This window comes from Mesomycoplasma ovipneumoniae, from assembly GCF_038095995.1.
GTDB lineage: Bacteria > Bacillota_I > Bacilli_A > Mycoplasmatales > Metamycoplasmataceae > Mesomycoplasma > Mesomycoplasma ovipneumoniae_F.
The window spans coordinates 968,850-989,285 of the sequence record NZ_CP146005.1; the positions used below are offsets into that span (position 1 = coordinate 968,850).

Below are 20,436 nucleotides of genomic sequence, written 5' to 3' on the forward strand. Positions count from 1 at the left end.
TTAGACTTCTCCTTTTTTTTGTAAAACTTCAACTAGACGGAAATGTTTTGTTTTTGAAATTGGACGGCATTCTGCTATTTTAACAAAATCACCAACATTTGCTGTTCCTGCTTGGTCATGAGTTGCAAATTTTTTAGTTTTTTTGAACCGTTTTCCATAAAGTTTATGTTTATAAGCTGTCTCAACAGAAACCATTATTGTTTTTTCAGAAGTGCGAATCACTTTTCCTTGCAATGTTTTACGAAGATTACGCTTTTGGGGCATTTTTTCTAAATTATTGTTCATTTTGGCTACTCATTTCTGCTGGTTTTGTTTGAATTTTTGGGGCTAAAAGCGGCTTGATATGTGCATTAAAATGGGCTTTGATTGATTTTGGCGATTTTGCAAATACGACTTTTTGTGCTTTTTTTTGCTTTTTGGTGAGTTTTTTTGGCTTTGGACTTTGGGCTAATTTTTGCTCAGATAGAATTGTTAAAATTCGGGCAATTATTTTACGAATCTGGCTGATTTTATGAGTTTGATCTAAATTTGAACTTTGATTTTTAAATCTTAAAGTAAATAATTCAGAACGGTATTCAAGAAGAAGAGAGTTAAGTTCGCTTGGTGTTTTTTTTAAAAGTTCTTTATATTCCATTGTTTTCCTAAGATATAGTTACTATTTTTCATTTTAGTGGTAATTTATGCCCACCAAGTCGAAGTGCATCACGAGCAACATCGTCTTTTACACCTTTAATTTCAAACATCATTGTATTTTTCTTAACAACAGCGACTCAACGATCAACTGAACCTTTTCCAGATCCCATTCGAACTCCAATTGGCTTAGAAGTTAAGGACAAATGTGGAAAAATTCGAATAATAACTTGACCTTCACGCCCCATTCTTCTTGTAATTGCAATACGGGCAGCTTCAATTTGGGCTGCAGAAATTCAAGCTGAACCAACGGCTTGAAGTCCATAGTCACCAAAGGCTAAAAAATTTCCTGAGTGTGCTTCCCGTTTATCGTGATAAAGACGGAAAGTTTTACGGTGCTTAGTTTTTTTTGGTTGCAACATTTTTATCTCCTTTTATCACTTCTTATAACAGATTCAATATCAATTTTTTGTCTGGTTTCACCAAGTGAGACTCAAACTTTAACGCCCAAAATTCCGTAAGTTGTTTTTGCAATTGCGGTTGCATATTCAACATTTTGACGTAGAGTGTGCAATTTCATTTCACCTTCGGCATAACCTTCAGAACGAGCCATTTCAACACCATTAAGACGACCAGAGACAAGTGTTTTTACCCCTTTTGCCCCCGCTTTTAGTGCGGTTCGAATTGCAAATTTTTGGGCAATTCGGTAGGATCCACGTTGTTCAAGTTTTTGGGCGATTGTTTCAGCCATTAATTTTGCATTTAATTCAGGATTTGTGATTTCAATTGCATCAATGTGTAAAACAATTTTGCGGTTTTTAAGAGTTTTTTTCAGTTGTTCAACAATTTTTTTCAGATTTTCGCCTGAAGATCCAAGAAATGAACCAAGTCTTGCTGTATAGACTAAAACAGTAATTGCATTATTGCGATCACGACGAATTATTGTGTTTCCAATTTGGTATTCACGGGTTAATTTTTCAAAAAAACGGTGAATTTTAACATCTTCTAACAAATTAGTGGCAAATTTATTTTTGTCTGCATACCAAATTGCATTATGAGCTCTTGTTATTCCAAAACGGAAACCATTTGGATTTACCTTTTGTCCCATTATTTTTCTCCTTGTTTTGGATTTAAGTCTTGATTGTTAGTTTCTGGTAAAACTTCAGCAGAAGTTGTACTTTCAGAGTCAAAAGTCTCAAAAGTGTTTGAATCTTGACTGTTGTCTAGGGCTGCAAGAACGACTTTGAAATGAGAAGTTCTTTTAAGAATTTGACTTGCTGATCCTTTTGCCCGTGGACGAAAACGTTTTAGCGTTGGACCTTCATTAACAATTGCTGATTTTACAACTAAATTTGCTTGTTCAAGACCATGATTATTAATTGCATTGGCAATGGCAGAATTGATTAGTTTTCGAAAAATTGGTGATGCTTTTTTATTAGTATGGGCCAAAATTGAAAGGGCTTCAAAGACAGGTTTATTTTTAACTAAATTAGCAACAAGGCGTGCTTTTGAGGCAGAAATTCTTTGGGTTTTTAAAGAAGCAACTGCATAATTATTGTTATCTAAATTCATTTATATTGTCCTTTTATTTCTTTTTAGCCTTGTCTTTTCCATGCCCATAATAAGTTCTTGTTGGTGAAAACTCACCTAATTTGTGACCTACCATATCATCGGTAACATAAACTTCGTTAAAAATTTTGCCATTGTGGACCAAAAAAGTTAGACCAACAAACTGGGGAAAAATAGTTGACCGGCGTGATCAAGTCTTAATTGGTTTGCGTGAATTTTTCATAATTGCATCATCAACTTTTTTAAGAAGATGCTCATCAGCAAATGGACCTTTTTTAAGTGAACGAGCCATTATTTTTTAGATTCCTTTCTTGAACGGATTATCAATTTAGTTGAAGCTTTTTTCGGATTTCTTGTCTTAACTCCAAGTGCTTTTTTACCTCAAGGAGTAAGTGGAGTTTTACGTCCAATTGGTTGTTTACCTTCTCCACCTCCATGTGGGTGATCATTTGGATTCATTACTGATCCACGAACGGTTGGTCTAATTCCTTTGTGACGATTTCTTCCTGCTTTTCCGATGTTAACAAGTGAATTTTCTTCATTTCCAACTACACCAACAGTTGCCCGGCAAGTAGATAAAATTCGACGGTATTCTCCTGATTTTAGTTTAAGAATAACGTATTTTCCGCTTTCATCACGACCTTGAATTTGGGCTCAAGTTCCGGCTGAACGAATTAGTTGACCCCCTGCACCTGGATGGAGTTCGAGATTGTGAACAAAAGTACCCTCAGGAATATTTTTAAGCGGCAGGCAGTTTCCAACAAGAATATCAGCCTCAGGACCAGAGGCAATTTTTTGTCCTACTTTTAGATTTTTAGGTGCTAAAATGTAACGTTTTTCACCGTCAATATAAGAAACAAGCGCAATATTTGCTGAACGATTTGGGTCATATTCAATTGTTTTTACAATTGCGGGAATATTGTCTTTGTTTCTTTTAAAATCAATTAGACGGTATTTTCTTTTGTGCCGTCCACCTTGATGTCTAACGGTAATTTTACCTTGAGCATTACGACCTGAATGTTTTTTTAAAGTTACAAGCAAAGACTTTTCTGGTTTATTTGTTGTTAAATTTGCGCCAAAATCAAGTGAAGACATATGACGACGGCCGTTTGTTGTTGGTTTATAATATTTAAGCGCCATTAGTTTGTCTCTCCTTGTTCGTTAGTTTGGTTTTCAGGCTGATTTTCAGGCTGATTTTCCTCAGTTTTTTGACTTTCGGCTGCCTGTTTTTTTGCAAGTTTTTGGGCTATTTCTTGATTTTTTTGCTCTAGCTCAGCTCTTTTTTCTTCAATTTGTTGACTAAATTCTTGTTGGTCTTTGTTGGTTTGGTCAATGCTTGCTGCAGCTGGAGTCTCGTCCTCAAAAAGATTAATTGTATATCCTGGTTTTAATTTTACAAATGCTTTTTTGTATTTAGTACTAAAACCACGTGATTTTCCTAGTTTTTTTTCTTTTTTTGGAACAGTGAAAATATTAACTTTTTCAACTTTGACATTAAAAATGTATTCAACAGCTTTTTTTGTCTCAGAACGATTTGTTGTCGGACTTACTTTAAAAGAATAAACTCCTTGAGACATTAACTGGTAGGATTTTTCAGTTAAAATTGGACCTTTAATAATATTATTTACGTTCATCTTCAATCCTTTTTTTAAGACTTGAAATATCATTTTCGGAAATGATTAACAAATCAGTTTTTACTAGTGATTCAACTGTTATTGAATTAGGTTTTACTAACTCGACATTTGGTAAATTTCTTGCTGATAAAAATAAATTTGTATCAGTTGAGGCGATTAAAATGTGACGAAGTTTATCAATTTTAAAGGTTTTTAACTGTTCTACCAGAAGTTTAGTTGAAATTTTGTCCATTGAAAAATCATTTACTAAAACTTGGTGATTTTGTGCTAGTTGGGAAAGGGCACCAACAAAAGCTAATTTTTTTACTTTCTTGTTTACTTTTAGAGTGTAATTTCTTAAAGTTGTCGGTCCAAAAGCACGACCCCCGCCAACAAAAATTGGTGATCTTCTTGATCCAGCACGGGCTTTCCCGGTTGATTTTTGTTTTCAAGGTTTTTTACCTGTCCCTGAAACTTCACCACGGTTTTTAACTTTGTGAGTTGAAAAACGGCGTGAGGCTCTTTCGGCCAAAATTGAGTCAAAAATAGCTTGAGTTTTTAGTTCTCTTTTTTCAAATAAAACTTCTGGAAGAGCTTTATCAGGGTTAAATTTAACAATATTTTCGTATTTTGCGCTCTGAATTGAAATTGGTGTGTTTTTATTCATGTTTTAACTCCTGATCTTTGGGACTAACTTCAAAAAGATTAATGGGAGTTTTAGAAGTTGATTTTTTAATTGCGGTTCTTATCATAACAAATGATTTTTTTGGACCAGGAATTGAACCTTTTACTATTAATAAATTATTTTCCTGATCAACTTTGACAATTTCAAGTGACTGTTTAGTTACCCGAGAATGTCCAAGACGTCCTGGCATTGTCATTCCTTTAACAACTTTGTTTCCGGAAATATCTCCAAGTGAACCAGTTTGACGAATTGGTTTTGAACCACCCCCACCACCGTGAGATCTAGGTCCAATTGCTTGATTGTGACGTTTAATTGGACCAGCAAAACCTTTTCCTTTTGAAGTTCCAATTACATCAACAAATTCACCAGCACTAAAAATTGAAACATTAATGCTTTGACCTAATTTTAAACCTGGAAAGTCGCGGAATTCACGAACAAATTTTTTCGGTTTTGTATCAGCTTTTGCAAAATGACCTAGTTCAGGTTTTTTGTGAGCTGATTGTTTTTTGTCAAAAACACCGAGCTGAATTGCTTCATAGTTATCTTCTTCTTTAGTAAGAATTTTTGTAACTATGTTTTCAGGAACTTCAATGACGCTAACAGGAATTGAAACACCTTCAACTGTAAAAAGTTGTGTCATTCCAATTTTTCTACCTAAAATTCCTTTCATTTTAATTTACCTCGATTTCTAATCAAACGCCTGCTGGCAATTGTGTTCGTGAAATTTTTTCTGTAACTGCTTTTTGATTGTTTGGCGAAACTTTTAAAATTACTAGCCGTTTGTGAGTGCGACTTTCAAATTGTTCACGAGATTTTTTATTAACGTGGACAGATCTCAAAATTGTATAAATCGCTCTTGAAGTTGGCAGCGGTACCGGACCACATGTCTCGACATTAAGTTCACGCGCTAAAAGAATAACCTTTTTAGCAGCAGCATCAATTTGACGGTGGTCAAACGATTTGAACTTAATTTTTATTGATGTTGTGCTCATAAAAATAAGTGAGTTGCTCCTGTTCATATTTTTGAACGGACTCTACATAAAAACCAATACACAAAAACAACTCCTTCTCGTGTATTGCAACCTTATGTTTCATAGTCCTTACAATGTAAAGATTAATTATAACAAAAAAAGGAAAAATTTTCTTATCTTTGTAAATATTTTTTAGAGAAATTTTACCAAAGCAAAAAATAAGAAAACTTTTCTTCGAATAAATGCTTATTTATTATACATGTAAATCCGCTAAAACAAAAGTAAAAAATGATTTTTTCTAAATTATATATATTAATTTATAGGATGACTAGCTTTTTGTAGTCTTGATTTTAGCTTTTTTAATAGTTAATTTTTTAATTTTTCAGTAGCTAAAAATGACTATCAAGCCCAAAATTGAAACCAGAAGCATAAATATTAAAAATGAAAAGTAAAATGAAAGATAAATAAAAGTTGCGGTCGTAGCAATTGTAACTAAAGTGTAAAAAATCGCTCTAGTTACTAGTGAAATTCCGTTTTGGACATGGAATTTTTCTTTACTAAAAAATAAATATGACAAACTGGAAAAAGTTGGGAAAAACAACGAAAATATAAACTGATTAAAACTAGTAATTATCATATATGAATAAAATTGAACATTTAGATTTTTGATAAAAGCAACAAAAGGCCAAATTCAACCTAATATTAGCAGGCCGGGTGTGTTCATAATCTTGTGTTTTAAATTTTTATGGATTTTTCAAATAGAAATGTAATCTAATTTAATTTTACATTATTTAACCGATTAGGGAAAATAATTTCTAATTGTTTTTTAATCATGAATCAATTTCTTACCTTTTGTCATTTTGTAGATGCGTTTTGGAGAGTTAAATAAGTTATTTTTGAAAGGTAATTTACACTTTGAATTCCGCCTTTTGTTTTTGTATTTTTCCTAATTATTCTATTCATTGACTCAATTAAATTTGTCGTATAAATTGCTTGCCTCAATTCATATGGATATTTAAAAAATGTCGTTAGTTCAACGAAATTTGTATACCAAGACTTGATAATTGAAGGATATTTTTGGCCTCATTTTTCCGCAAATTTATCAAGATTTTGCATTGCAAATTCTTGATTAGCCGCTTGATAAATCTTTTTCATATCAAGGACAAACTCTTTTTTGTCTTTGTTAGAAACTTTTAAAAGCGAGTTTCTAATTTGGTGAACAACACATTTTTGAACATCTGTTTGCGGGAAAACCGCTTCAATTGCTTGACTAATTCCGCTTAGATTATCGCAAGAAATTATTAGAACATCTTCCAGCCCGCGAGTTTTTAGTTCGTTAAAAACATCAAGTCAATTACTTGCTGATTCGGTATTTTTAATCCAAAATCCCAGTGCTTTTTTATTTCCGTCCCAATCAATTGCAAGAATAAGATAAAGTGATTTTTTGACAAAAACACCGTTTTCTTTAACATTAAAAAACATCCCATCAATGTACAAAATTGGATAGGAATTCTCAATTTTTCGCGATTTTCACTTTTCAATTTCAGGCAATAATTTGTCAGTAACTGAAGAAATTCAGGCATTACTTATTTCTTTTTTATAGATACTTTTTATTGTGTTAACAATATTTTCATATGACATTCCTGATGCAAAAAGTGAAAACACTTGCTCTTCGATATCGCCTAAATTTGTTTCGTATTTACCGAGTAATTTGTTCTCAAAAGTGCCATTTCGATCTCTTGGTATTTTTAGACGAAAACTATTATGATTATAATTCACAGTTTTGTCCGAAAATCCGTTTCGCTTATTTGGCCTATGCACGCCTTTTTTGCTTCGGTTACTTTTTTCATAGCCTAAATGTTGGCTTAATTCCGCCCTTAAGAGCGCCTCAGTAAAAGTTTTAAACATATGCGAAATTTCGTTGTGAAAATCTTCTTTTTTTATTTTTTTATAATCAGCGTATTTGTCAACAAGTTTTTTAGCTTCTAACTCAAATGGGGATAATGTTTTTTGCTGTTTTTTCATATTTTGGTCCTTCATAATAAATTTTATCAAAATAAATTTACTTTAAAAACACAAAATATTTAACATTACCACACTGTTTTTAATAAGTTATCCAGTACCACTTTTTTTAGTTATTTTAGTACTAATTTTTACGCTTAAATTTGATTTTTTAATTCATTTTAATACAAAAGTTTTTGATAATTACTTTTTTCGACATTTTATCGAAGCAATTTTTTACTTGCCCCTGTTGTTGCCTTATTCATATTTGTGTAGTTTTTTCCAAAAAATTTTTAATTTTTACCTAGCGAAGAAATGTAAAAAAAATTTAGGTAAATTAGATACAAATAAACAATTTGATTTCTTAGCTAATTTTGATTTTAAAAAAAATTATAATCTTATAAAGAGAAAAAGCCCTTATATTTGAATCAACGTAAGAAAAAAAGATAGATATAACCCTGATAAAATCATTGAAAATATTTTTGTTATGATTGACGGTTTGTGATTAACTACTAGAGTATTTTTGCCTTCCTATTATTGAGATATATTTTTACACGTCTTCTCATTTAATACAAAAAGTCCTGATTTAAATCCTATTATTAAAAAACGGCAAGTTCGTTTCTTAATTATTTATCTATTTTCAGTTTTTATAAATTTTATTACATTTTGATACTTGTTTTGAGTATTAACTTATTCTTTTAGTGTTACGATTTCAGCATTTGATGATTCTAGCTTAATCATCAAGCATATTGGTCTAGTTTTGGTTGCTATTTTTGTAGTGCCGTTTATTCTAGATGGGGTAATTAAATTTCTTGTATTTAAAATTTAATTTTAGTAAGGTTTTAAGAATCTTTTAATTTTAACTTTAAATTAGTAGAAAAATCTAGACAACTAGTTTTTATACTAGCTTAATTTTCGTTTTTATCTTTATCTGGTTCTTTTTCTTGTTGTTGTTCTAGTTCTTGCTTTCGTTTTTGTTCTTGTTCTATTTCTTGTTTTCGCTTTTTAAGCTCCTCAAAAATAATTGCTGGGTCAATTCCGGATCTTCTAAGAACAGTCTCCATTATGTCTTGATAAACTCCACGATCATTTTCAGAAAGATCGTTAATTGTATATTTTCTTTTTGGTTTGCGTGGAGATTTGTTTTTCCCACGAGTACTTATTGGACTTTTCATACCATTATTATAATACTTTTTTTAAAATTAGTAGAAAAGAAATCAAACAACTAGTTTTTATACTAATTTATAATTTAGGTTTTCTACTTTTTGTAAGAGGCTAAATTTAAAATAATAAAAATTAAGATTTTAGGTAAAAAAGACGGATTTACGGCATTTTTGCGTATTTATACTCGCAAAAAGTGAATTTTATCCTCCAAACTCTCAAACTCAGGAGTTTAAAGAAAAAAACATCCTAAAAATGGATGTAAATTAGTATACTAGTTTCAGACCATTCGAAAAAAGGTGTGTCAAAATGAAACAATACAAATTCACAATTGAAGACAAATTTAGATACATAAAAATTGCCGAATCTAAAGGGTTAAAAAACGCAATTTTGCATTTTGCTGAAGAATTTAGAGAAATTTACAAAAGCAAATCGAAAAGCAAAAAAGCGGATAAAGAATGAATGCTGCATATATATGCTAATAATTTGATAAGAAATTGGCAAAAAAAGTTTTATAATAATGATATGAAAAGTTTGATAAGTGTTCGCGGGAAAATCAAATCACCGCGCAAACCAAAGAAGAAATATACAATTAACGATCTTTCTGAAAATGATCGTGAAGTTTATCAAGAAATAATGGAGAATGTTCTTAGAAGATACGGGATTGACCCCGCAATTGTTCTTGAGGAGCTTAAAAAGCGAAAACAAGAACAAGAAAAAGATAAAGGTAAAATCGAAAATTGCACTAGAATTTGTAGTGTTTTTAACATTAATCGCACTTCGATTTATGAAAAGATAAGGGTGAAAAAACCACCAAAGAAAATGATTTATGATGAAAAGTTACTTGAGTGAATTCGTGAAAATTTCAATTTAAATCGAAAAGTTAAAGGGCGCGACGTTCTATATAATATTTACATAAATCAGGGAAATTATGTAAGCACGTACGTGTTTCAAAAACATTACGAATTTTTAGGATTAAAATCTCTAGCTTATAAAAAGCAAGGAAAACCAGCACCAAAAGAGAAAAAGTTTACGCGAATTTGGACTGAAGATCATATAAAAGGTGACTTTTCCTCAGAAAATTTTGGCGAAAAATGGTTTGCTGATATTAAATTTATCAAAATTAACAACGAATGATTTTACCTACACTCAATTATTGAAACAAAATCCAATTACCTGCTAAATTTTTCAGTTTCTAAAACAAGATTTTCAGAAGAAACTATAAACTTAGTAAAAGAAACAATTAAAAAGTATAATATTAAACCAAAATTTTTCCATTCAGATCATGGTGTGGAATATGCAAACTACAAATTTGCTAATTTTTTAAAACAAAACAATATCCAACAATCAATGTCCCCAAAAGGTTATGCCCTTGCAAACCGGCCTATTGAATATTTTTATGCAGTTTTTCAGCGAGAATTGCTTAATATTGAGGGCGAAAATTTTGAAAATGTGCCTACCGCTTATCAAAAAATAAGTTCATTTATTGATTGGTATAACTATGAAAGGCCTCAAAGTTGCTTATCATATAAAACTCCAAGTTATTATATGAGGTAAATTATTTGTCCAAATTTTTAAAATGAACATGCTAGAAAAAATTAACAAAAGTGGAGCAATCAAAATCATAGAAAAAAAACTAATTGTCTGAGATTTTTCTACCAATTTATGTTTGGTTTAAAATAAAATTGTGTTATAATAAACATCACTTAAGAATGAATTAATAAATTTTAATATTGAATTAAGGGGGAATTAATTATGTTTTTGTCATAAAAAAATCAGAAAATGCGAATTATCCACTATATTTTTAAATATGATGGAATGCCTTAAATTTGACCGTTTAGAAATCTACAAATTTAGGGCTTTTAGTTATTGTTCTTTCAAAACTTCATATGTTTTTTTAGGCTCAATGTAAGTAAAAATGAGCTTTCTATTTACATTGAGTTTAAATAATAGTTGTATTTTTTTGTGATTTTTGCTGTTTTATGATAAATTGACTTTTGCCAGTGTTTTAAAATAGGTAATTAACTTTTGCCAAAAAGTTAAAAAAGTGCCCAAAAACCGGACACTTTTTGAATTGATTAAAGTAAAATAATTATCTATTTTTGAATAAAGTATCTGATAACTCTAACGAATTGTGCAACAAATGAAGATTCATTGTCGTATCAAGTGTATAGTTTGTATAATCTTTTACCATCAACTTCAACAAATTTTGTTAAGGTTGCATCAAAAATTGAACCATGTGTGTCCCCGATAATGTCGCTAGAAACAATAGGTTCGTCGCAATAATAAAAGGATTCGCTTTCATATTTTTTAATTGCTTTATTAAGTTCTTCAATAGAAGGTGATGATTTTAATTCAACACTTAAGTCAACAAAAGAACCCGTAATTACCGGCACTCTTATTGCAATTCCGTCTAATTTCCCAGTTAAGGATGGCACAACAAGACCAATTGCTTTTGCAGCACCAGTTGAAGAAGGTACTAAGTTAACAGCGGCAGCACGCGCTCTTCTTAGATCTTTATGTGGAGCATCTTGAATTCTTTGGTCGGCAGTATAAGCATGAACTGTTGTCATAAATCCATGGCTTATTCCAAATTCTTTTTCAAGCGCATTTACAAGTGGAGCAAGCGCATTTGTTGTACATGATGCAGAAGATAAAATTTTATCATTTTCATCAACAGTGTGGCAGTTTACATTGTGAACTATAGTTTTTACATCATTTCCAGCAGGAGCAGAAACTAGAACTTTTTTTGCACCAGCATTAAGGTGTAAAGTAGCCCCAGCTTTTGATGCATAACGCCCTGTACATTCAAGAACTAAATCAATTTCTAGTTGTCCTCAAGGTAACATTTCAGGGTCTTTTTCTGAAAAAACGTGAATTTTTTTGTCATTAATTACAAGATAATTCTTGTCTTCTTCTTTTAAAACGCTAACAGTTCCAGAAAATCTTCCTTGGGCAGAGTCGTATTTTAAAAGGTGAGCTAAAACAGATGCATCAGTCAGATCATTAATTGCAACAACCTCTAAATTTTCATCTTTAAGATCTAGAAGTTGGCGAAGTGCTAATCTACCGATTCTTCCAAAGCCGTTAATTGCAATTTTTTTCATTTTATTCCTCATTTCATTAGTCTAATTTTTTTAAAAAAATTGACTAAAATTTTTTTTATAGTAAATTTTACCACTTTCTTACTAGTTTACTTTAAAATTTCAATTATTATTTTATTTTTGTATAAAATTCTTAGTATAAAACCCAGAAAGGCTTATATGACTTATTCAGTTGAGAAACTTAAACTTTTAAAAGGGCTTGAAGCTGTAAAAAAACGACCTGGAATGTACATAGGTTCAACAGACATTAACGGACTTCATCAATTAATCTGAGAAATTTTTGACAATGCAGTTGATGAAGTAATTGCTGGTTTTGCAAATGAAATTAAAGTGGTAATAAATCTTGATAATTCAGTTGAAATTAGCGACAATGGTCGCGGAATTCCGACTGAAATTCACAAAAAGACCGGTAAAACTGGTGTTGAATTAGTTTTTACAGAACTTCATTCAGGAGCTAAATTTTCTGATGAAATTTATAAAACCGCCGGCGGACTTCACGGAGTTGGCTCATCAGTTGTGAATGCATTATCGAAAAAAATGGAAGTTTTTGTTTCTCGTAACCAAAAATTGTTTTATACATCTTTTATTAACGGTGGAAAAATTGAAAATAGAACCCAAGAATTAGGTCCTAGCAAAATTAGTGGCACAAAAATAGTATTTTTGCCCGATTTTTCATTTTTTTCTCACAAAGAATATGATCCTGACATGATAATTTCAAGGTTACAAGAAACTTGCTTTTTAGTTAAAAATTTAAAAATCGAGTTTGTTGATCTAAAAAACGGTATTGAAAAAACTTTTCAATTTAGTAAAGGAATTGAAAATTTTGTTGAATTTTTAAACAAAGATAGCCAAAAAATTCATGACAAAATTATCGCTTTTAAAGAAAAAAGTCAAGAAATCATAGTAGAATTTGCATTTCAGTATGTTGATTCTCAACAGGAAAATATAATCTCATTTGTTAATAATGTAAAAACAAATTTAGGTGGAAGTCACGAAAATGGCCTAAAAGCCGGAATTGTAAAGGCAATTAATACTTATGGTCAACAAAATAATTTACTGAAAAATAAACAAATTTTTGACTTTAATGATGTAAAAGTTGGGCTTTCCTTAATTCTATCGCTGCGAATTCCTGAGCCAATTTTGGAATTTGTCGGCCAAACTAAAAATAAATTAGCAACAGTCTTGGCAAAAACAGTCACTGAAGAGGTCGTTTTTAGAAATTTAATGTCCTTCTTTATTCAAAATAAAGAAACCGCTCAAAAAATTATTACTTTTTTACTAAATGTTTATCAGCAAAAAGAAAAGTTAAAATTAAGTCTAACAGAAACAAAAATTTCTAAGTCAGTTGCAAAAGAAAAACGAATATTATCAGGAAAATTAACCCCTGCAAATTCAAAAAAAGCTATGAATCGCGAGCTTTTTTTAGTTGAAGGTGAATCAGCTGGTGGTTCAGCAAAACTTGCCCGAAATCGTGAATTTCAAGCAATTTTACCGCTCAAAGGTAAAATTGTAAATTCACAAAAAACTCGACTAATTGAAGTTTTAAAAAATGAAGAAATTATTGCCATTATTAGCGCTTTAGGAACTGGAATTGGTCAGAATTTTAACCTTAAAAACTTAAATTATGGCAAAATCATTATTATGACCGATGCTGACAATGACGGTGCTCACATTCAAATTTTAATTTTGACCTTCTTGTTTTATCATATGCGTCCTTTGATTGAAAATGGTTTTGTTTATATTGCCCAACCGCCTTTGTACCGAATTAGTGAAAAAAATAAGAAAGACATTTATATTTGAGAAGAAAAAGAATTCCATGAATATGTAAAAAAACATCCAAATGCTCAAATTCAGCGTTATAAAGGTCTTGGTGAAATGAATGCATCCCAACTTTGACAGACAACAATGGATCCTGAAAAACGAATTTTAGAAAAGGTTTTAATCGAAGACCTTGAAAAAGTTGAGGAAAATTTCCGCATTTTAATGGGAGAAAGAGCTGATTTGCGTAAAAATTGAATTCAAGAAAATGTTGACTTTTCACTTGAAGATAGTTTTATTGACAATTTAAAGGAGCCAGTCTATGAGTAAAAATTTCGATATAATCATTAACTCCAAGTTAGATCAAATTTTGGCTGAAAAATTTACGCGCTACTCAAAATATATAATTCAAAACAGAGCAATTCCAGATGTTCGTGACGGACTAAAACCTGTTCAGAGACGAATTCTTTATTCAATGTGACAGCTTGGTCTAAAAAATACTAAAAATTACAAAAAATCAGCCAGAGTTGTCGGAGATGTAATTGGTAAATTTCACCCTCACGGAGATTCATCGATTTATGATGCGCTAGTTCGGCTGTCTCAAGAGTGAAAAATCAACATCCCACTTGTAGAAATGCACGGAAATAAAGGCTCAATTGACGATGACCCCCCTGCTGCAATGAGGTATACCGAAGTTAGACTAGCCCAAATTAGTGAACATTTACTTGAATTATTGTCAAAAAATGTCGTAAATTTCTATCCTAATTTTGATGATAGTGAAAAAGAACCCACAGTTTTACCAGCAATTTTTCCTAACTTGTTAATTAACGGGGCAATTGGAATTGCAAGTGGTTTTGCTACCGAAATACCTCCTCATAATTTAGTTGAAGTAATCCAAGCTGTAATTTTAATGATCAAAAATCCTTTAATTACAAACGCCCAGATTTCTAAAGTTATTTTAGGCCCTGATTTTCCCACAGGCGGAATAGTTTATGGAAAAGCCGGAATTCTAGATGCTTTTGAAACCGGAAAAGGAAAAATTCAAATTTCATCATCATACAAAATTTCTGAAAAAAACAAGCAAAAAGTGATCGAAATTTCCTCTATTCCTTTTGGAATTTCAAAGGCTAACTTGATTCAGCAAATCGACACAATTCGATTTGAAGAAAAAATTAGCGGAATTAAAGAGGTTATTGACCAATCTGATCAAAATGGTGTGCTTATTTTTGTCGAACTTGAAAAAGACGCAAACGCCGAATTAATTCTTAATTATTTGCTGCAAAAAACAGATATGCAAATTTATTATTCCTATAATTCGGTAGCAATTTGTAATAATTCGCCAAAATTACTGTCAATTAAAGAAATGATTGCTTATTTTCTCGAGCATTTAAGAAAAGTTAAACTTGGCGAATTTAATTATGAACTTTTTAAAAGCAAAAAAAGGCTTGAAATTATAGAAGGATTTTTAAAAGTTGCCGATATAACTAATGAAGTAATTGAAATTATCCGTAAATCTGATAATTCAAAAGCGGGTGTAATTGCTGATTTAGTTAAATATTTAAATTTTACCGAAGTTCAAGCTGAAGCAATTGCTTCGATGCGTTTGTATAGATTGTCTAAAATTGAACAACAATCATTTTTAAATGAATCTAAAATTTTAGCCCAAAACATTGAAGAATTTCAAAAACTTATTGAAAATAAAGAAGAATTTGACCTTCATTTAATTTCTATGCTAGAAAATTTTGCTAAGATTTATGGTTCTCCGCGAAAAACTAAAATAGTTGACAAAGAATTGCAAGTAAAAATTAACCATCAAGATCTAATTAAGGATGAACAGTTTTATTTTTGAGTTTCTAAGAGTGGTCTTTTTAAAAAAATGAACATAAAAAATCATGCAGTCGATGAAATTGAAAAAATTCAGTTACCTTCAGAGGATTTTTTTGTTTTTCAAGGTAAAATAAATCAACGTCAAAAAGGGCTTTTTTTAACAAATAAAGGTGATGTTGGTATGTTATTAGCTCATCAACTCGAAGAATTAACGCTAAAAAATAATCCAAATAACTTAAAAATTTCTCTTGGTCTTAAAAATGACCACGAATTAATTAATTCTTTTTTTCTCGATGACCTAGATTCTAATCATTTTTTACTTTTTATAACTAAATTTGGTTATGCAAAAAGAATGCAACTAAAAGAAATAGCAAAAATTAGACCAAATAATATGATAAATTGCTTTAAACCAAAAGAAGGTGATGAATTAATTAGCATTTTTTTAGAAAATAAATTAAAAAACATCGTCTTAATCACATCGCAAAATCGCGCACTAAAAATAAGTGTTTCAGATGTTCCAATTTATGGGCGTATTTCTTCAGGTGTAAAAATTTTAAAACTTCAAAAAAATGAAAAAATTGTTGCATCTGTTTTAATTAATTCCTCTGAGAAAATCGCGGTTATTGATAATTATTCGCGTTTTGAAAAAATTGCATCAGAAAAACTTCATTTTGGTAACAGAACAATTGCTCCCAAAAGCTTTGATTCAAAACTTGATTTTTCTATAATTCCAAAAAGTGTCGAAATTTATAGTGAAAATTTGCAAATTTTCGATTTTGACACCACTTTAAAAATTGTTCCAGTCCAAAAATTTATCAATTTTGACCCTAATCCTAAAAAAAATTATAAATTATTTTTAACAACTGATAAAAATAACGAAAATTTACCAAATTTTATTGAACAAAATCAAGCAAATTCTAGTAAGATTTTAAAGACTAAACTTCAAGAAATAAGTGAAATTGACATAAATTTAATTCTTGAAAAGATTGAAAAGGAATAAACAATGGATAAAAATTTCTATAAAAATTCGCTCAATATATTTTCCACAGATTTCTCAATGAAAGCTAATTTGCCTCAAAAGGACAAATTTTTTACTGAATTTTGAAAAAATGAAGACATTTATCAAAAACTTTTAAAAAAAAATATTAATAATCCAAGATTTATTCTTCATGACGGGCCTCCTTATGCAAACGGTGACATTCATATTGGCCATGCTCTTAATAAAGTTTTAAAAGATATAATAGTTCGATATAAATCAATGTCTGGTTTTTATTCACCTTTTGTCCCAGGTTGAGATACTCACGGTCTTCCAATTGAAAATAAAATTATTAACCAAATTGAGACAAAATCGACATTAGAAATTCGCCAAAAAGCCAATGATTTTGCTAATTCACAAATTTTAGTTCAAAAAAAACAGTTTGAAAAATTGAATTTATTAACAGATTTTAGCCAAATTTATCAAACAAATGACCCATCTTATGAAGCAAAGCAACTAAAATTATTTAAAAAAATCGCCGAAAAAGGTCTAATTTATCGTGCTTTAAAGCCAATTTATTGATCTCCTTCAAGTCAAAGTGCCCTAGCTGAAGCCGAAATTGAGTATCTAAATCACCGTTCTCCTTCGATTTTTGTTGCTTTTGAAGTTAAAAATGGCAACAATTTTGTAAAAAGTAGCGATAAAATCATCATTTGAACAACAACTCCTTGAACACTAATTGCAAATGCAGGGGTTGCTGTTGGTCTAAATTTTGACTATGTTAGAGTAAAAGTTGGATCAAATTTTTACATTTTAGCAGAAAAATTATTACAAATATTAGCCTCAAGTTTTGAGTGAAATTCTTATGAAATTATTGACACATTTTTAGGGAAAAACCTTGTAAATATCGAGTATTTTCATCCTATTTTTGACAAAGTTTGTCCTATAGTTTCAGGTCACCATGTTACTTTGGATGCTGGTTCGGGTCTTGTTCATCTTGCACCGCTTTTTGGTGAAGATGACTACTGGATTGGTCGAGAAAATAGCCTTGAAATGGTTATGCACGTTGAAGATGATGGAAAATTTAATGAAAAAGCAGGACAATTTTCTAGTCAATTTTATGATTCAGCAAATAAATCAATAACCGAATATCTCAAAGAAAAACAGTCACTTTTAAAATTAAGTTTTATCACCCACTCATTTCCTCATGATTGGCGAACATTAAAACCCGTAATTTATCGTGGTACACCTCAGTGATTTGTTTCTGTTGAAAAAATTAAAAAAGAGCTTGAAACAGCGATAAATGAAATTGAATTTCCTGAAAAATGACTCAAAAACCGCTTAACAAAAATGATAATTGACAGAAAAGACTGACTAATTTCACGCCAGAGAAGTTGAGGAATCCCGCTGATTATTTTTTATGACAAAAATAAAAATCCTGTTTTAGATAAGCCAGAAATTTTTGACCATATAATTTCACAAGTTCAAGAATTTGGTTCTTCAATATGATACCAAAAAACAGCTGACGAACTTTTGCCTCCTAAATATCAAAATTTAGGCTGAACAAAAGAAAACGATATTTTGGATGTCTGATTTGATTCAGGTGTTAGTTTTCTGGCCGCAAATATTAACAATGAAAAACCTCCTTTTGATATTTATTTAGAAGGATCTGACCAATATCGCGGCTGATTTAATTCATCTTTAATAAATTCGGTGATATATTTTGGCTTTTCACCTTATAAAAAATTATTGTCTCACGGTTTTGTTGTTGATTCAAAAGGGAACAAAATGTCAAAATCAAGAGGAAATGGAGTTGATCCGCTTGTAATTTTGAATAAGTACGGCTGTGATATTTTTCGACTTTGGGTTGCAAATAGTGAATATTATAATGACATTGTTTATTCAGAGTCAATTTTTGAGCAAAATGTTGAAATTTACCGTAAAATTCGCAACACAGTTCGATTTTTAATCACAAATTTAGCAGATTTTGAACCAAAACAATATGAATTACAAGAAGTTGACCTGTTTATATATAATAAAATTCAAAAGCTAAAAAACGAAATAATTCAGTATTATGATGAATATCGTTTTGTCCGTGTTGTAAAAATAATTAATAATTTTATAATTGAATTTTCTAATTTTTATCTGTCTATTGTCAAAGATATTTTGTATGCTGATTCAAAAAATTCAGCAAAAAGACGCTCAATTCAATACGTTTTTTATGAACTTTTATTAGTTTTAAATATCGCAATTGCTCCAATTATGCCAACAACAGCTGAAGAAATTTATCAATTTGTTCAAAAAAGTGAAAAGCAAACATCAATCCACCTGGAAAATTTCTTTAAAAAGTCTAATTTTGATCCAAAATTAGATGAAAAATGAGTTGAATTTTTTGATGTCAAAAATTCAGTTTATCAACTAATTGAGCAAAAAATTCAATCAAAAGAAATAAATCGTTCAAATGAAATTGCGGTTGTTTTAGACTCTAATGCCTCAAATTTTCTAAAATCACTTGATCTTGTGAAATTATTAATGGTTGCAAAAGTCGAATTTAAGGACAAAATAAGCATTTATAATCTTAATTGACCTAAATGTCTAAGATGTTGAAACCATTTTGAAACAATCCAGGATGTTTGTGACCGTTGTTTTGAGGTTTTGAATGAAAACAAAAATTAACCTCGTTATCAGATATATTAATTCAAAATATATTAAAATCGGCAAAAAACGCTTATTAATTAACATTTTGATTGCTTTTTTGGTTATTCTGGTTACTCTATTAATTGATCAACTAACAAAAAATTTAATTTTTACCTATGATGAGTATAGAGAATCAACCGATAAAGGGTTTGTCAAAATTATTTCATGAGGTTTTATTGGTTTTCGTCCGCTTTTGCATCAAGGTGTAACTTCGGGAATTAATAATATTATTGGTTTTACAGGTATTCATATTTTTGCCTTTTTATTAAGTTTGTTACTTTTGATTTTGATTCCCTTTTCAAAAAAATATTCCCTAACAATTTTTATGGCCATATTATTAGGTGGGAATTGAGGCAATGAAATTGACCGAATTTTGGATGATAATCATGTAAAAGACTTGCTTTTTCTGCCATTTGTAAGGTCAAGTGGGACATTTAATTTTGCAGATATTTTTATTTTTGTCGGCCCCATTGGAATTTTTATTGTCTCTCTTTATGATCATGCTCAGCCTTGAATTTCAAAAAAACTCAAAAATAAAATCTTTAGGAAAAAAAGTAAAAATTAAAAAAAACGCTGTAATTTACAGTATTTTTTACAAATAAGACTAATAATTTGTCAAAACAGTTGAGTTGCCCAGTTTGATGGTAAGAATTTACTGTTTAGTGAATATAAATATGAAAAATACCCGTAAATACGGGTTTTTTAACGCTAAAATCTTAATTTTTATTACTTTAAAATTAGCCTTTTGCAAAAAAAAAAAAAAAAATGCTCCCGAGTTTCCCAGTTTGATAAGGTAATTTTAAAAAAGCATCTGGTTTTAGGCACTTTTTTAAGTTTTTCGGTAAAAGTTAATAACAATTTTATTAGTGATTTATTAAGATATCAAAGTAAAAATCATACCTATTTCAAATATTCGGATCACTAGGAACACCATCTCGATTTTTAAATGTTATTTGCTGATCTAAAGTGTTAAATTCAACCCTTTGCCTTAATTTTTGCAACATCGTTACTAAACCAACCTCAGTTAATTGATTGTTTTCAAATAACTTGTTATCACTAATATGTTTGTTGATTTTAAATATTATAGTTTTTAAAATAACTAGTGAGATAAAACACAAAAGTGTATGAGCTAGAATGTGCTCGTCAATTCTTAAAAATACGGGCCGAATATTCAACAAACCTTTTAGACTTCTAAAATTAGCTTCAATATTCCACTGTTTTTGGTATTTTTCAACTATATCTAAGACATTTAAATTCAGTATATTTGTTTCATAAACATAGTAGCCATCAAATTGTTTGTCTTTGTCAATTTTCCCGAGTTTCCCAGTTTTAAGACAAAAATTCACTTTTTAGTGAATATAAATATGAAGAAACACCCGTAAATCGGTGTTTTTTTAATGTAAAACCTTAATTTTATAAGTAGCATTTGGTAGCATTTTAAGTA

General features: G+C 30.2%; 19 protein-coding genes and 2 pseudogenes. 5 read left to right on the forward strand and 16 right to left on the reverse strand.

The features are described from left to right. From rpsQ to V3249_RS03665, 14 genes and pseudogenes are all read right to left on the reverse strand, one after another. Positions 1-285, reverse strand: coding sequence for a 30S ribosomal protein S17 (gene rpsQ / locus V3249_RS03600; protein WP_044285657.1), 285 nt, complete (start codon positions 283-285; stop codon positions 1-3). Next, positions 275-634, reverse strand: coding sequence for a 50S ribosomal protein L29 (rpmC, locus tag V3249_RS03605; RefSeq protein WP_044284056.1), 360 nt, complete (start codon positions 632-634; stop codon positions 275-277). The genes rpsQ and rpmC overlap by 11 nt, the downstream gene beginning before the upstream one ends. A gap of 7 nt (positions 635-641) precedes the next feature. Then, positions 642-1,052: a 50S ribosomal protein L16 gene (rplP, locus tag V3249_RS03610; RefSeq protein ID WP_010321355.1), complete on the reverse strand. Its 411-nt coding sequence runs from the start codon at positions 1,050-1,052 to the stop codon at positions 642-644. Positions 1,053-1,054: 2 nt separating this feature from the next. Then, entirely contained in the window at positions 1,055-1,738 is a 684-nt protein-coding gene (rpsC, locus tag V3249_RS03615; RefSeq protein ID WP_252262520.1) for a 30S ribosomal protein S3, read from the reverse strand. Between the two features lie 95 nt (positions 1,739-1,833). Beyond that, positions 1,834-2,202, reverse strand: a pseudogene (rplV, locus tag V3249_RS03620) (50S ribosomal protein L22); the annotation flags it as partial. A 13-nt stretch (positions 2,203-2,215) separates the two neighbouring features. Continuing rightward, positions 2,216-2,491 (reverse strand): 30S ribosomal protein S19, encoded by a 276-nt coding sequence (gene rpsS, locus V3249_RS03625; protein WP_010321352.1) that lies wholly within the window; start codon positions 2,489-2,491, stop codon positions 2,216-2,218. Further along, a complete protein-coding gene (rplB, locus tag V3249_RS03630) occupies positions 2,491-3,339 on the reverse strand; it encodes a 50S ribosomal protein L2 (RefSeq protein WP_341492788.1) in 849 nt (282 codons plus the stop codon). The genes rpsS and rplB overlap by 1 nt, the downstream gene beginning before the upstream one ends. After that, complete coding sequence (rplW, locus tag V3249_RS03635; RefSeq protein WP_252262522.1) at positions 3,339-3,833, reverse strand: 50S ribosomal protein L23; 495 nt, start codon at positions 3,831-3,833, stop codon at positions 3,339-3,341. The genes rplB and rplW overlap by 1 nt, the downstream gene beginning before the upstream one ends. Further along, a complete protein-coding gene (gene rplD / locus V3249_RS03640; protein ID WP_129644592.1) occupies positions 3,820-4,479 on the reverse strand; it encodes a 50S ribosomal protein L4 in 660 nt (219 codons plus the stop codon). Before rplD ends, rplW begins: the two co-directional genes overlap by 14 nt. Next, positions 4,472-5,167, reverse strand: coding sequence for a 50S ribosomal protein L3 (rplC, locus tag V3249_RS03645; protein ID WP_337896662.1), 696 nt, complete (start codon positions 5,165-5,167; stop codon positions 4,472-4,474). Before rplC ends, rplD begins: the two co-directional genes overlap by 8 nt. A 1-nt stretch (position 5,168) precedes the next feature. Then, a complete protein-coding gene (gene rpsJ, locus V3249_RS03650; RefSeq protein WP_029513109.1) occupies positions 5,169-5,489 on the reverse strand; it encodes a 30S ribosomal protein S10 in 321 nt (106 codons plus the stop codon). 307 nt (positions 5,490-5,796) lie between these two features. Continuing rightward, the gene (locus V3249_RS03655; RefSeq protein WP_341517507.1) at positions 5,797-6,192 is read right to left on the reverse strand and encodes a hypothetical protein; all 396 of its coding nucleotides are present in this window, start codon (positions 6,190-6,192) and stop codon (positions 5,797-5,799) included. 47 nt (positions 6,193-6,239) lie between these two features. Then, complete coding sequence (locus tag V3249_RS03660) at positions 6,240-7,493, reverse strand: IS256 family transposase (RefSeq protein WP_341517461.1); 1,254 nt, start codon at positions 7,491-7,493, stop codon at positions 6,240-6,242. A gap of 884 nt (positions 7,494-8,377) precedes the next feature. Continuing rightward, positions 8,378-8,644: a hypothetical protein gene (locus V3249_RS03665; protein ID WP_303438504.1), complete on the reverse strand. Its 267-nt coding sequence runs from the start codon at positions 8,642-8,644 to the stop codon at positions 8,378-8,380. A 295-nt stretch (positions 8,645-8,939) separates the two neighbouring features. Here V3249_RS03665 and V3249_RS03670 point away from each other — a divergent pair, with 295 nt between their 5' ends. Further along, positions 8,940-10,187: a DDE-type integrase/transposase/recombinase gene (locus V3249_RS03670; protein ID WP_303437772.1), complete on the forward strand. Its 1,248-nt coding sequence runs from the start codon at positions 8,940-8,942 to the stop codon at positions 10,185-10,187. 539 nt (positions 10,188-10,726) lie between these two features. Here the strand turns inward: V3249_RS03670 and gap are convergent. Next, the gene (gene gap / locus V3249_RS03675; RefSeq protein ID WP_333503717.1) at positions 10,727-11,737 is read right to left on the reverse strand and encodes a type I glyceraldehyde-3-phosphate dehydrogenase; all 1,011 of its coding nucleotides are present in this window, start codon (positions 11,735-11,737) and stop codon (positions 10,727-10,729) included. Between the two features lie 156 nt (positions 11,738-11,893). Here gap and V3249_RS03680 point away from each other — a divergent pair, with 156 nt between their 5' ends. The 4 genes from V3249_RS03680 to V3249_RS03695 are packed head-to-tail and all read left to right on the forward strand — an operon-like array spanning position 11,894 to position 19,557. Further along, positions 11,894-13,822, forward strand: coding sequence for a type IIA DNA topoisomerase subunit B (locus V3249_RS03680; RefSeq protein ID WP_337902607.1), 1,929 nt, complete (start codon positions 11,894-11,896; stop codon positions 13,820-13,822). After that, a complete protein-coding gene (locus tag V3249_RS03685) occupies positions 13,815-16,319 on the forward strand; it encodes a DNA topoisomerase (ATP-hydrolyzing) (protein ID WP_337897027.1) in 2,505 nt (834 codons plus the stop codon). The genes V3249_RS03680 and V3249_RS03685 overlap by 8 nt, the downstream gene beginning before the upstream one ends. 3 nt (positions 16,320-16,322) lie before the next feature. Continuing rightward, positions 16,323-18,971: an isoleucine--tRNA ligase gene (gene ileS, locus V3249_RS03690; RefSeq protein ID WP_341517508.1), complete on the forward strand. Its 2,649-nt coding sequence runs from the start codon at positions 16,323-16,325 to the stop codon at positions 18,969-18,971. After that, positions 18,955-19,557, forward strand: coding sequence for a signal peptidase II (locus V3249_RS03695; RefSeq protein WP_337897029.1), 603 nt, complete (start codon positions 18,955-18,957; stop codon positions 19,555-19,557). Before ileS ends, V3249_RS03695 begins: the two co-directional genes overlap by 17 nt. A 298-nt stretch (positions 19,558-19,855) precedes the next feature. On the opposite strand, the pseudogene V3249_RS03700 reads toward V3249_RS03695, so the two are convergent. Next, positions 19,856-20,305 (reverse strand): annotated as a pseudogene (locus V3249_RS03700) (IS1634 family transposase); the annotation flags it as partial. Positions 20,306-20,436 lie beyond the last annotated feature (131 nt).